This is a genomic window from Chitinophaga nivalis (assembly GCF_025989125.1).
Taxonomy (GTDB): Bacteria; Bacteroidota; Bacteroidia; order Chitinophagales; family Chitinophagaceae; genus Chitinophaga; species Chitinophaga nivalis.
The window spans coordinates 2,956,029-2,968,740 of the sequence record NZ_JAPDNR010000001.1 but is presented as its reverse complement, the minus strand read 5'-3'; the positions used below and the strand labels follow the sequence as shown (position 1 = coordinate 2,968,740).

Annotated in this window: 10 protein-coding genes; 1 reads left to right on the top strand and 9 read right to left on the bottom strand. The window is 48.0% G+C overall.

Annotated features, from left to right (window positions below; all coding sequences use genetic code 11):
- Window positions 1-178 precede the first annotated feature (178 nt).
- From OL444_RS12125 to OL444_RS12085, 9 genes are all read right to left on the bottom strand, one after another.
- Complete coding sequence (locus OL444_RS12125; RefSeq protein ID WP_264732933.1) at window positions 179-391, bottom strand: heavy-metal-associated domain-containing protein; 213 nt, start codon at window positions 389-391, stop codon at window positions 179-181.
- Between the two features lie 105 nt (window positions 392-496).
- Window positions 497-1,546 carry a ferredoxin--NADP reductase gene (locus OL444_RS12120; protein WP_264732934.1) on the bottom strand — a complete coding sequence of 350 codons (1,050 nt, stop codon included), beginning with the start codon at window positions 1,544-1,546 and terminating at the stop codon, window positions 497-499.
- A 30-nt stretch (window positions 1,547-1,576) separates the two neighbouring features.
- On the bottom strand, window positions 1,577-3,847 hold the full coding sequence (locus tag OL444_RS12115; protein ID WP_264732935.1) for a heavy metal translocating P-type ATPase: 2,271 nt from the start codon (window positions 3,845-3,847) through the stop codon (window positions 1,577-1,579).
- Between the two features lie 77 nt (window positions 3,848-3,924).
- Complete coding sequence (locus OL444_RS12110) at window positions 3,925-4,512, bottom strand: helix-turn-helix domain-containing protein (protein ID WP_264732936.1); 588 nt, start codon at window positions 4,510-4,512, stop codon at window positions 3,925-3,927.
- Between the two features lie 97 nt (window positions 4,513-4,609).
- Window positions 4,610-5,053 carry an SRPBCC domain-containing protein gene (locus tag OL444_RS12105; RefSeq protein ID WP_264732937.1) on the bottom strand — a complete coding sequence of 148 codons (444 nt, stop codon included), beginning with the start codon at window positions 5,051-5,053 and terminating at the stop codon, window positions 4,610-4,612.
- 211 nt (window positions 5,054-5,264) lie between these two features.
- Entirely contained in the window at window positions 5,265-8,132 is a 2,868-nt protein-coding gene (locus tag OL444_RS12100) for a tetratricopeptide repeat protein (protein WP_264732938.1), read from the bottom strand.
- A gap of 9 nt (window positions 8,133-8,141) precedes the next feature.
- Window positions 8,142-9,590, bottom strand: a complete 1,449-nt coding sequence (locus OL444_RS12095; RefSeq protein ID WP_264732939.1) for a glycosyltransferase family 2 protein — start codon at window positions 9,588-9,590, stop codon at window positions 8,142-8,144.
- A gap of 2 nt (window positions 9,591-9,592) precedes the next feature.
- Window positions 9,593-10,732, bottom strand: coding sequence for a HEAT repeat domain-containing protein (locus OL444_RS12090; RefSeq protein ID WP_264732940.1), 1,140 nt, complete (start codon window positions 10,730-10,732; stop codon window positions 9,593-9,595).
- Between the two features lie 31 nt (window positions 10,733-10,763).
- The gene (locus tag OL444_RS12085; RefSeq protein WP_264732941.1) at window positions 10,764-11,144 is read right to left on the bottom strand and encodes a response regulator transcription factor; all 381 of its coding nucleotides are present in this window, start codon (window positions 11,142-11,144) and stop codon (window positions 10,764-10,766) included.
- Window positions 11,145-11,698: 554 nt separating this feature from the next.
- Here OL444_RS12085 and OL444_RS12080 point away from each other — a divergent pair.
- Window positions 11,699-12,553 carry a 2OG-Fe(II) oxygenase gene (locus tag OL444_RS12080; RefSeq protein WP_264732942.1) on the top strand — a complete coding sequence of 285 codons (855 nt, stop codon included), beginning with the start codon at window positions 11,699-11,701 and terminating at the stop codon, window positions 12,551-12,553.
- Window positions 12,554-12,712 lie beyond the last annotated feature (159 nt).

Genomic DNA, 12,712 nt, shown 5'->3' with positions numbered 1-12,712 from the left:
GCTAACAAATGTAATGGTCGTTTGCAGATCAGCTGTTATATAATTTTGTGTTTCTTTTATATTTTAAGGAGATGACTACCTTTTTACCAGTAGGAATTACCTATAGTACGGCTCTTTTTCGTCAACACTCACCACACGGCGGTACTATATGTAATTCCTGTTTTTTTCATCACAGCTTTTATCCTAACACATCTGCCTTATAGCCTACCTTTTCCAAAGCTTGTCTGATGACATCTTTGTCTGTCTTATCTGTTGAAACGGTTAATACCTTGTCCGGGCTTTGCAGGTCTACTTCCCAGTTTTCCTGGCCTGCCAGTTCGTTTAATACCGGCGTTACTGTAGCGATGCATCCTGCACATTTAATGTTTGTTTTAAACTGAACGGTTTCCATTTCTATCTCTTTTAAAAGTTATTTACATGTATCATTGATACTGTAAAATTACGACGCCTGTAAACCTTCTCCGTTATACAATTGCCACATACTTTTATATAATTACTATTCAATTTCCACCGTTACATCACTGCTAACCGGATAGCTCTGACACAGCAATACCCATCCTTCCGCCAGTTCATTTTCGCCCAGGGCATAATTACGTTCCATCGTCACTACGCCGGAAGTAACCTTGGCGGCACAACGGCCGCAGGTACCGTTTCTACAGGAATAAGGCAGCGGTATCCGGTCTTCCAGGGCAGCCGCCAAAATGGTTTGTCCACCCTGTACTTCAATCAGGTTGGATTGTTCATATAAATGCAGCAACACTTCCTGCATGGCCGTTGGCAATTCCTTTGTTGTGGGCGTTTCATCCGGTGCAAACCATTCCAGGTGCAAATGCTGCGCCGGTACGTCCCAGGTAGTCAGCATATCCTGGTGTTGTTGCATCAGGGCGGCAGGGCCGCAGATAAAGTAACGGGTATCTGTTGCCGGGATACGTGTTATCCATCGTTTAGCAATCAGCTTATTAATCCGGCCGTTGCTGAAAGTAACATTGCTGTTATTAGCGGTAGCGGATGCACGGGACAACGCATGATGAATATGTACCTGATCCGGATGTTGTGCCGCCCAATCTTCCAGTCGCTGTTTAAAAATAATCGCATCGGCATTCCGGCTGGAATAAATCAGTGTGATGGCTGCCGCCGGGAAACGATGTACAAAAGCACGGGCCAGTACATACAAAGGCGTAATGCCACTGCCGCCGGCCAGTAAAACCAGGTGCTGTATTGTATGGGCATCAGGCGGCAACACAAAAGCCCCGTAGGGCCCATCTACCTCCCAGGTATGCACAGCAGCAGCTTTATCTACGATAAAGCTGCTCATTAATCCACCATCTACTTTCTTTACGGTAATCGCAGGAGATTCTCCTGCATCCGGTAAGGAACTGATCGTATACGACCGGGTCACCGGCACCCCGTTTACCGGAATGGTTACATTGATAAACTGTCCGGGGTCGTAATGAAAAGGAATGCCCTGTGTATCAAAAACAATGGTGACGGTATCATTGGTTTCCCGTATTATATCGGCTGTACGCCAGTTATATGTTTGTGTCATGTATCGTATATCATCTGTTTAAATCCCTTCTTATAATCTGGCGGCTTTCAATCGCAGACTGTTGGCCACTACGCTGACAGAACTTAACGCCATGGCTGCACCGGCAATCATGGGGTCCAGCAGGAAGCCATTCACCGGATACAACACACCGGCAGCCAGCGGAATACCAATCACATTGTAGATGAATGCCCAGAAAAGATTCTGTTTGATGGCACTCACGGTTTTACGGGACAGCTTCAAGGCTTTCGGGATGCTGTTCAGGTCGGCGGTAATCAGCGTCATTTTAGCCACATCCATGGCAATGTCGGAGCCTTTACCCATCGCAATGCTCACATCTGCCTGTGCCAGCGCCAGCGAATCGTTGATGCCATCTCCGACCATGGCCACTACTTTTCCGGATTGCTGTAATTTTTTCACAAAGGCAGCTTTATCTGCCGGCAATACTTCTCCTTTAAAGGAAGTGATACCTGTCATGGCGGCTACAGCGGCAGCGGTGTGGGTATTATCTCCCGTCAGCATATGAACTGCTATGCCATCCCTTTGTAAGGCTGCAATCGCCTCTTTGGAGGTTTCCTTGATCTGATCGGCAATGGCTACGATGGCCAGTAATTGCTGCCCGCCGGCGAAATAAATCACGGTTTTGGCTTCTTCCTGCCATTGTGCGGCCCGTGCAGCAAAGTATTCCGTGATCACGATGCCTGTCTGCGTCATTAATTGTTTATTACCCACCAGGTAACTGCTATTGGCATAAGTGCCTTCAATTCCTTTACCAGTAATGCTATTGAACTGTGTAAGCGCTACCGGTTGCACAGCCTGCTGTGATAAATGTTGTACAACAGCTGCTGCCAGCGGGTGTTCAGACTGTTGTTCCAAAGAGTACAATACAGCCTGTTGTATGCTGTGATCTGCTCCCTCTTCCTGCCACAATACATTGGTCACTACCGGCTTTCCGGCTGTAATAGTACCGGTTTTATCAAGAATAACCGCATTAACTTTATGGGCCAGCTCCAGGCTTTCCGCATCTTTTATGAGGATGTTATTTTCAGCGCCTTTACCTACACCCACCATAATGGCAGTAGGTGTAGCCAGGCCCAGCGCACACGGACAGGCAATCACCAGTACCGTTACAGAAGTAAGCAAGGCATGTGTAAAGGCATGCTCGCCACCCAATACCATCCAGGCCACAAAGGTAAGGATCGCAATCCCAATCACCACAGGTACAAAGATACCGGCAATTTTATCTACCAGCTTTTGCACCGGCGCTTTACTACCCTGGGCTTCCTGTACCATCTTTATAATCTGTGCCAGCAAAGTGTCTGTGCCTACTTTTTCTGCCTCAAACTGAAAACTGCTTTTCTGATTAATGGTACCCGCAAAAACGGCCATACCTTTTTCTTTGGCCACCGGTACGGGTTCTCCGGTGATCATACTTTCATCTACATAAGAAGTACCACTCACGACTTTACCATCTACGGGAATCTTCTCACCGGGCTTCACCAGCAGCAGGTCATTGACTTTTACACTGGCGATCGGCACTTCCTGTATGTTACCGGTTGTATCTACCTTCCAGACTGTTTTAGGTTGCAATCCGATTAATTTTTTTATGGCAGAAGAAGTATTCGATTTGGCTTTTTCTTCCAGCAATTTACCCAATGAGATAAAAGCAATGACTACCGCGGCAGCTTCAAAATACACGTGGGCATGTAAACCGCGCTGGTGCCAGAATTCCGGATAGATGGTGTTAAAAGTACTGAACAACCACGCAATACCCGTACTGAGCGCAACCAGGGTGTCCATGTTGGCTTTACCGTGGCGCGCCTGTTTCCAGGCATTTACAAAGAAGTTGCGGCCGAAGAAAAATACAACGGGGGTAGCCAGCGCCATCATAATCCAGTTGCCATAAGGCATATTCATGAAGAACATACCGATGATCACTACCGGCAATGATAACAGCGAAGACCAGATCGTGCGTTGTTTGATTTCCTGGTAATGCTTGCGCTGAGCGGCTTCTTTTATTTCTTCCTGATTTTCTTTCGTGATAACGAGATCGTAACCAATCGCACGTACAGCTTGCTGTAAGGCTTCCGGGGTTACTTCCGGGGCATGTTGTACCCAGGCAGACTGATTGGCAAAATTCACTCCGGCATCTGTTACGCCGGGCACTGTTTTCAGCATGGATTCCACGCTGACAGCACAGGCAGCACAGGTCATTTCCAATACGGGAAACGTTTCTTTAATAATACCTGCCTGTTGTTGCTTTTTAGGAGTTACTTCCTGTTGTACGGATATAGCTGATGACATATTTGCTGATTTTATACAAAATTACGCCCGGTACAACGCGGGAATGTTATACTATTCAGTATAAAATGTATAAAATTTTAAGTCCCGGAGGAGGACCGGGCACGCAGCAACGCCTTGTCATGGCGGATCTTCCTGAAATAAGCGGTATTTAAACCCGTGTATGCCTTTAACTGTGCAGACAGCTGTACGGCATGCTTAAATCCCAGGCGGGCAGCGATGGCTGCTACAGAATCGTCGGTATATACCAGCCATTCCTTTATTTTTTCTATCCGATAGTGCAGGATATAGTTTTCCGGGGTCATACCGGTTGTGGCAGCAAACAACCGGGCTGCATGCGGATAGTCTTCCCCGAGCTGTTCCTGGGCCCAGGGGCCAAAGAGGAAGCCGGCAGTAAAGGGGAAAGTGCCACCATAAACCGTGGCTACCAACGCCTTCACTGCCAGCACCATTTGTGCGGTTTTATCCGGCTCCGGATGATACCCCTGCGCTGCCAGCCGCGCAGTCAAATTCTGCATTTCCTGTGCGGTTAAAGCAGACCGGAGGATGACCAGCCCCGGGTATAGCTGTTTCACCGGGATCTGTAACACCGCCAATAGCTGCTTTACTGCCTGCAGACAGCTTTCATCCACCATTTCCTTTATAACGATTTTATCATTGTGCCACATAGGATCTATGTTTAAATCATTACAAAACTGCGGAAAGCCGGCAGACTACCTGTTACACAATTGTTGAAAAGTGTTATACATTCAGGAGCGGCATACCCTATGCCTTGTTTTCTGCAATCGCTTTTAAAGTGTCGAGCGCCTTCGGCCAGGTAGTCATAAAATACTCCTTATAATCTGCTGCTACATCTATATCTATTGTTACTTCCGTCTGGCCGTTAACAGTCTTGAGGGTATAATTCTCCATGGCGCCGGCCCATTCCTTCACCCGGTCGCTGGTCACGTCTTCTACGCCATCCTTTATTTCTCCGATATGCCGGAAAGACATAAATTCAGCGGGTACACTGGCCGCAATGATGGCCACCATACCATCATTTGTGTCGCCGAGGAAGAGCGCCTTACTGCCCTCTTTCCAGTCTGTTTCTGCCCTGGAACCGGCACAAAAAGCGGCTGTCCAGGCCGGATAGGTGGTATCTCCCCACAGTACTTCCCACACTCTTTCCCGGGTGGCATCAATGGTAACATGAAACTGTTGCTTTTCCATAACGAAACAATTTTAAGGTGATGAATACAGGTTATAATAACTACAGTATATGTGCTGTTTTTGTTGTTATAAAATTACCCATGTAAAATCAATTTCAGCGGGTGCAGGTGTGACAATCTTAAGGGCAGGACACGACAAAATAAAGCCGGAACAATCGTCCTGACGACGCCTGTTCCGGCCTGATATATCGTAGTGATGGTGAGTTGCGCTATTAAAAATTCCAGAGAAACAACAAATAGGCATCATACTGATTACCATATTGCTGTTTGGCAATCTGTTGCCGCGTCCAGGTGGTATAAGCCCCTATGGTAGCGCGTGACCGGACGTTCTTCTGGAAGCCTGCCGTAAGGGAGGTGGAGGTAAAACCTACCACGTTACCAAACTGGAAGTTACGGCTGCGGTCATCCGGTGAAGCCCCGATATTACCGATGAGGGCAATGAAGTCCTGCCGGTCATTCAGGTAAAACCGGTTGGTAAGTGTATACGCCTGGTACCACTGTTGTTCATCATGCGTATAAAAGGCCCGCAGGTTGGCCCAGTAATTACCGAAATATTTCCCGACAGAAAATACGGCGGAATAATTATTACTGGTATCGCTCCGGATATAGCGGGCGCCCACCTCTCCTTCCCAACCTTTGTTGAAGTTGCGGAATAAGGAATAACCGGCCCTGAACAGGGGAAATACTTTCGCATCCGACCAGCCAATCAGTCCGTAGGAATAATAGCGCGGGTTGTGCGTGTAATACGTTTCCGCTTCCAGCTGTATACCGCTGCCGGCTTCTCTCGTAGCATAGTTTACCCTGCCCAGTACGGTACCCCGCTGGTGCCGCCGCATATACTGCAAAGAAACAATACTGGCCGGCTGCTGGTTTTTATCATATACCGATTGCATATAAATAACGCCCGCCTGATTTTTATACGTATAGCCGTTGAGGTGATCCGCATATTCGCGCCACTTTTTTTCGCCGGGCTGTATGGCATACAGCTGCCGGGCTACGCCTGCGGCATCCGCATACCGGTGCAGCTGTTCCAGTGCATGGGCTTTCTGCGCCAGCAGCACCGGCTGTGCAGGCCATAAGGCCAGGCCTTTATCGGCATACATCAGGGTGGTATCATATTGTTTTCGAGCGGTAGCCGTTGTGGTCAGGTAAGTCAATACCGTCGTATCTGCCGGCGCCACCGCATAAGCGGTCTGATAATACTGCCAGGCACTGTCCCACTGTTGTTTTTCCCGGCATTGTTTGCCTTGCGCCAGCAACTGCTCCAGGTATAATTGCCGGAGAGCCGTATCTGCCGGATAACGTTGGTACAGCTGTGCAGCTATCACGCCGGCATCCGTATATCGGCCCAGTTGCTGCAGCAAAGCCGCTTTTTTCTGCAATAACAGCGAGTCGGCTGCCAGCGTATGCAATGCATCCGTGGTATAGGTCAATGCCTGTTGCGGTTGTCCCTGCTGATTTTCGAGGTTAATAAGATATACCCAGGCAGCTTTTTCTGCCGGCATGAATTGTAATATTTCTTGTAAGGCAGCTTTCGCAGCCGGATACTGTTGTTGCTGTATATCCTGTCTGGCTGCGCCCAACAACTGGTCTGCCAGGGTACGGCGGTAGCGCAGATCAGCCGGATAAGCCGTGTGCAACTGCCGGGTAACGCCGGCGGCTGTACGATAATCCTGCATGGACTCCAACAAACCGGATTTCTTATATAACAACGCCGTATCTGCCGGTTGTTTTGCCAGCAGCTGATCCAGCAATGCCACGGCTTCCCGGGGATGACCCTGTAAAGCGTGCATATTGGATAACAGCAAGGTGAGCGACGGTTCACCTGGTACTTGTTGCAAAGCTGATTGTAACACGGCAACCGCCTGTGTAACCTGTTGTTCCCGTATCAGCTTATTGGCATATGCCAGCTGTAATCCGCTGTAACGTTGTGTTTCCACGGAGCCGGGATAACGTTGCAACAACTGCAGGGCGGTACGGGTAGCCGCCGGATAATCGGGCATGGCTTCCTGTATACCCACTTGTTTTTTCAATAGTTCCGCATCGCCTGGGAATACCTGCAGCGCTTTATTACACCAGCTATTCGCCGTAGTATAATCTCCTTTACCATAAGCATGATTGATCAGCTGCTCATAGGCTCCTTTATTGCGGGGCTGCAGTGCAAGCAGTTGCTCCGCATAAGCCGGCGCGCCACCGGGCTGTTGTACCATGGCCATGTACACATCTGTCAGGTGTTGCTTAAACTGTGGCTGCTCTTTATGGTGGCGATACAACCATTGGGCATCTTCCAGTGCAGCTGTGTAGTTGCGTGCTGTCAGCTGCATAGCAGAACGTTTCAGGCGATAGGTGGTATTGTCCGGGAACAGGTGGAGCAGGCGGTCGTAATAAGTGATCGCTTCCTGTGCACGGCCCTGGCTTTCCAATGCAGCTGCCAGGCCTTCCAGCGCATCGCGGTTATCAGGTTCGCGCAGTAATACCTGCTCATACATCCGCTGTGCCCCATCGGTATTACCGGCGCTACGACCCTGACGGGCAGCCTGCAGCTGGTAATCTTTCAGCAGTGCCGCTACCTGCGGATCGCTGGCATAGTGCAGGCGTAACAATGCCATGAGCCGGGCCTGTGTGACCACATCTCCACCCGCAGTGACCATGCCGTATTTTTTCAGCAACAGGTTTTTATCGAGCGGCGATTTTTCCAGCAGCATATCCACGTAACAGATGGCTTCTGCAGGATTACCCTGACTATCATACAGGTTTACCAATGCCTGCAATACCTCTGTATTGCCCGGCTCTTTTCTCAACACTACATTCCATTCGAAAGCAGCTGCCACAGGCTGTCCCGTTTCCTGATACAACCTGCCCAGCAATATGCGGACATCCGTATAGTCCGGACTTTGTGACAACGCTTTTTTACACAGCCGGATGGCTTTTACGTAATCTTTGTTTTCCTTGCGGGCATCGAGTGCCAGCTTATATAACACATCGGAAGATACGAGTCCGCTCCGTTGCGCATAGGTGGCTGTTCCTGCCAGCAGGAAGGCCAATGCTATAAAAATATTTTTCACACTACACTTGAACATGACGCTTGATTATTTTTTTTCAGGAGATGTGGCAGCCTGCACAAAACCTTGCCGCTGCATATTTCCCCAGCTATGTTTTTTTCCGATCAACTGGTTGAAGTAACCCCGGATAGCACAGAAAAGCACCACCGGATGATATACAAACGGTTCCGCCAGTGAAAGCAGACATAACTGAAATACTTCTTTCCAGCTGCTGTAGTAACGGAATATCAGCTGATCCCACAGAATAGAAAGAGAAGTAATGAGTATAGAAAAAGTATAGATGAATACCAGCAGGATGATCGCATAATCCCAGTTGATCAGGTGATTCACCACGATATAGATATAATACAGGATACCTGCAAACTCTATCAGTGGCGCCAGCAACTCAAAGAAGAAGTTGTAGGGAAACATGATCAGCCCCAGTTTCCTGTAGGTAGGGTTGAATAATGCTTTCCTATGTTTAAAGAATATCTGGAACAAGCCCCTCGCCCACCGGATACGCTGCCGGGAAAATACTTTCAGGGTAGCCGGTACTTCTGTCCAGCAAAGGGTTTCAGGAATATAGTGGATACGATAGGGTAACTTTTGTTCGCACATATACATACACATGCGCACCACCATATCCATATCTTCTCCGAAAGAAGCCGGGTCATAGCCACCGGAGCGGATCACAATATCTTTGTCAAATAATCCCAGCCCACCGGATACGTTGGGTACTGCGTTCATAAAAGTCCAGCCCATTTTCCCCAGCAGATAGGAACGGATGTATTCCATTTCCTGGAAGCGGGGCAACAGTGATTTAGGTACGCGTACTTTGGTAATCACACCCGCTTCCACCTCGCAGGAGTTGGCAGCACGTAAAGGCGCACCAGTAGCAATTACCCGCACCGGATCATCCATAAAGGGTTTCACCAGGCGTAACAACGTATCGCGGTTCAGGATACAATCCACATCTGTATTCAGGAAGAAATCAAAAGAAGCAGCATTGATACCGGCATTCACCGCATCTGCTTTACTTTTTCCGTTTACCTTATCCAGTACCAGCAACCGCGAATAAGCCGGGTTGGTGGATTTGAAGAAGCGTTTCACTTCCTGCGAAGGCACCTGCTGCCGGTAGAAGAAATCCACTTCTGTCAGTTCAAATTCATGGATCAGTTGCTCCAGGGTATCATCTTTACTGCCATCATTGACAATCACCACTTCAAAGCGGGGATAGTTGAGGGCGAGCAGGGAACGTACATTCGGAATAATGGTAACGCCTTCATTGTAGGCCGGCGCTATCACGGAAATGCCGGGTGTAAGCGGCGAGGCCACCAGCATCTGTTGCGCCCGTACTTTGTTTTTCCACATGCTGCGGCGGATGGCGATCAATGATAACACGGCCAGCAGAATGTAAAACAGAAAAAGTCCGACGCAATAAATAAATATGGCGCTTTCGTAAAAGTCTGTGATATGTTTAAAAACAGAAGAAAACATGATTAATATTTAATCAGGGGATTAAGACTGTGTTGTAATACCAGTTGTCTTGATCCTGTGAGTGAATGCTGTAAGCGGTTAATCAGCCCACCCGCCAGCGCGTGGTGTGCAACAATGGAATGGGCAGCGTGTTTCATCAGCAACGGTTCATCCGTATGTTCCAGCTCCTGCTGCAGGAAATCGAGGTACTGTCCGGAACCGATACGTCCCAGCGCTTTCAGTATTTCCAGCTTACCCGCAACCGGTTCCTGCGGATACCTGTCGATGAGCAGGGGTTCTGCTTCGATGGCCATCAGCTTACCGAGGCTGTTGATGGCAGCTGCTCTTAAAGATTCGTCGGGGGTATCCAGCAACCGGATAATCGCCGGGATAGCGGCGGGCTGCTGGTAGTAGGTCGCCAGCTTCAGGCAAAGACTTACTACAGAAGGATGAAAGGCCGGATCAATCCATCTGGCAAAGTCAGGTACGGGAATATCTTTCCGCAGCGAGATAATCCGGAACAGTTCAAACTGTTCCCATGGCAACAGGGGTTCCTGTACCTGTTCCAGGAATTCAAACGGCGCATCAGGCGAACATTGTACCATGTAGCAGCGCGCCATTTCCCGTATGTATTTATCCTTGCTGCGGGTGAGGGTAAGTATATAGTCCTTCTCCAGCAATACGCCCATGCCGGCCAGTTCTACCAACGCGGCAATAACGGCTTTGCGGCGGCCGGATTTCAGCGCTGCGGCCATCTGCTGATGTAATCCCAGCTCCAGGTACAACTGCCGGAGCAGATCAGGAATATCTCCGGTGAAATTCATCCGGTATTCCAGCAGCTGGTTCACAAAAATATCCCGGCCCCAGGCGGTTGACAGGGGCAGCTCCTGAAATGCAGCCAGTGGCAGTGCCACCGGCTCACCAGGCGTATTGACAGACTTATAAACGATATGTTCCAGCAACAGGGCATCTCCCAGCTCCCGAACCGGCTGCTCTTTTTGGGAGCGTCTTTCCTTTCGCCACCGGTATAGCATCATATATATGTAGGCTATCAGCGTACCAGCTACGGCAAATACGCTCACCAGAATCGCAATCTGAATAACCAGCGGGAAATAAGCAAAATAGTAGATCAGGTCCGCCAGCCACTGGCGGAACGACGACATGACATTCATTATATTACGGCTATGATTTAGTTCAGAGGGTATGCTTTTCTTTTTGCTCAATCAGGCGGTTTACCCGGGATGTTAACTCAGCAGGGTTAAACGGCTTTTTCAGATAATCATCTACACCGATATCAAAACCTTCCGTTACTGTTTTTTCGTGGGTAACAGCAGACAATACCAGGATAGGCATGCCCAGGTGCAGTTCATGGCGGATTTTACTCACCAGTTCCAGTCCATTCGCATAAGGCAGCATGAGGTCTGTGATGACCAGGTCAAAAGTGGATTGCTTCAAAAACTGTAATGCATCCTGACCGTTTTTGGCAATGGTAACCGTATAAGCCTGTTTCCTTAAAATGATCTCAATGGTTCTGCATACAAACTCATCATCTTCTACCAAAAGAATATTACGCATAGGTGTCTCGTTTTTTCTTAATAATTAATCATACCAATAGCCGTTACAACTGCGGCTTACATGAGTAGTGGTATTTTTCCTACATGCCAGGGTCCTTTACATGCATAAACATGATTCATATATAACAATGTCAACAGATAAAACAGGAACATTCACTCCCGGGATTACTTCTAGCAAACTATGGCAATACTCATAGTCATAACAACAGGACGATCCAATAAAAGATGGTATATTTTTTAAATGACTCCGGACTAACGACCACCCTAAAACACATTTCGTGCCAAGATAACTTCAATCGTTTTTAAAAACAGCCGAAAGCTGCGAGGATGAAGCCTTTGAAAATTTCATCAACAAAACGCATATTAATTTTACAGATATGATAATAATTTAATACCAATAATAAACGTAACGGGAAGACTTTTCCCCATATGTAGTGGTCCAGCCTGCAGAGAGAATTTCCCATAAATACCTCCCGTTTTTTGCCCGGCACTATAACAGATTAATTTTTGATTTATATTTATGCTTCTTTTCCAAGTCATGTTAAAATTCACAAAGTGGAAACCTCTCAACAAACAAAATTATTCGATTACGATCATTGGAATGCACAACTTGCCGGCATAAGTAACGAATACCAGACAGCCAGTCCTTATCCTCATATCGTGTTGGAGGATTTCATGAATCCGGATGTATTGGATAAATGCAACCAGGAGTTTGACAGGTTAAATGAAACCGAAGGATGGATCAACTATGTTCATTACAATGAAAATAAAGCGGGGCTGAATAAACTGGACCTGCTGCCTACTACCATCAAACAAACCATCAATGAGCTGAACTCGCCGGAATTCCTGCAGTTTCTCAGTACACTGACTGGCATCCCCAACCTGAAAAAGGATGATATGCTGGAAGGTGGTGGTATTCACCAGTCTAAAAGAGGCGGATTCCTGAATATCCATGCCGACTTCACCGTACACCCGCATCACCGTCACTGGCAACGCCGGGTAAACGTACTGGTGTACCTGAATAAAGACTGGGAAGAAGCCTGGGGTGGTAAACTGGAATTATGGGATACCGAAATGAAAGCCTGTGAGAAGAAAGTATTGCCCATTTTCAACCGCTGTGTAATTTTCAATACTGATGCAGACTCCTATCACGGTCATCCGGAACCTACTACCTGTCCGGAAGACAGAAACAGAAGATCCATCGCCCTGTATTATTACACCGAAGAAGCGCAGCCTTATCGTCGTGCCACCCATTACATGGTACGCCCGGGTGAAGACAACAAAAAACTCATGGTGAAGCTGGACAATGCGATGGTGGCGGTTTACACCGAAATCAAAGGATGGCTTGGCTCCAATGATAAAGTGGTGAGTAAATTCCTCCGCTTCCTCTCCCGCAAGAAAAAGAAGTAAGAACAACCGCTTTTATAAAGCAAACGCCGTGATCAGCAGCAAAGCTACTGATCACGGCGTTTCCCGTTTTACGGGCGACGATGCAGTCCCCTCCTTTCAGGCGGGATACTTAATAGCTGTATAAAAGTGACGCCCCGGTCAACAACAACGTTGCTGACC

Bases quoted from the DNA above. Each gene is read 5' to 3' on its own strand.
- OL444_RS12125 (WP_264732933.1), bottom strand. From the start codon at position 391: ATGGAAACCGTTCAGTTTAAAACAAACATTAAATGTGCAGGATGCATC.
- OL444_RS12120 (WP_264732934.1), bottom strand. From the start codon at position 1,546: ATGACACAAACATATAACTGGCGTACAGCCGATATAATACGGGAAACC.
- OL444_RS12115 (WP_264732935.1), bottom strand. From the start codon at position 3,847: ATGTCATCAGCTATATCCGTACAACAGGAAGTAACTCCTAAAAAGCAA.
- OL444_RS12110 (WP_264732936.1), bottom strand. From the start codon at position 4,512: ATGTGGCACAATGATAAAATCGTTATAAAGGAAATGGTGGATGAAAGC.
- OL444_RS12105 (WP_264732937.1), bottom strand. From the start codon at position 5,053: ATGGAAAAGCAACAGTTTCATGTTACCATTGATGCCACCCGGGAAAGA.
- OL444_RS12100 (WP_264732938.1), bottom strand. From the start codon at position 8,132: ATGTTCAAGTGTAGTGTGAAAAATATTTTTATAGCATTGGCCTTCCTG.
- OL444_RS12095 (WP_264732939.1), bottom strand. From the start codon at position 9,590: ATGTTTTCTTCTGTTTTTAAACATATCACAGACTTTTACGAAAGCGCC.
- OL444_RS12090 (WP_264732940.1), bottom strand. From the start codon at position 10,732: ATGTCGTCGTTCCGCCAGTGGCTGGCGGACCTGATCTACTATTTTGCT.
- OL444_RS12085 (WP_264732941.1), bottom strand. From the start codon at position 11,144: ATGCGTAATATTCTTTTGGTAGAAGATGATGAGTTTGTATGCAGAACC.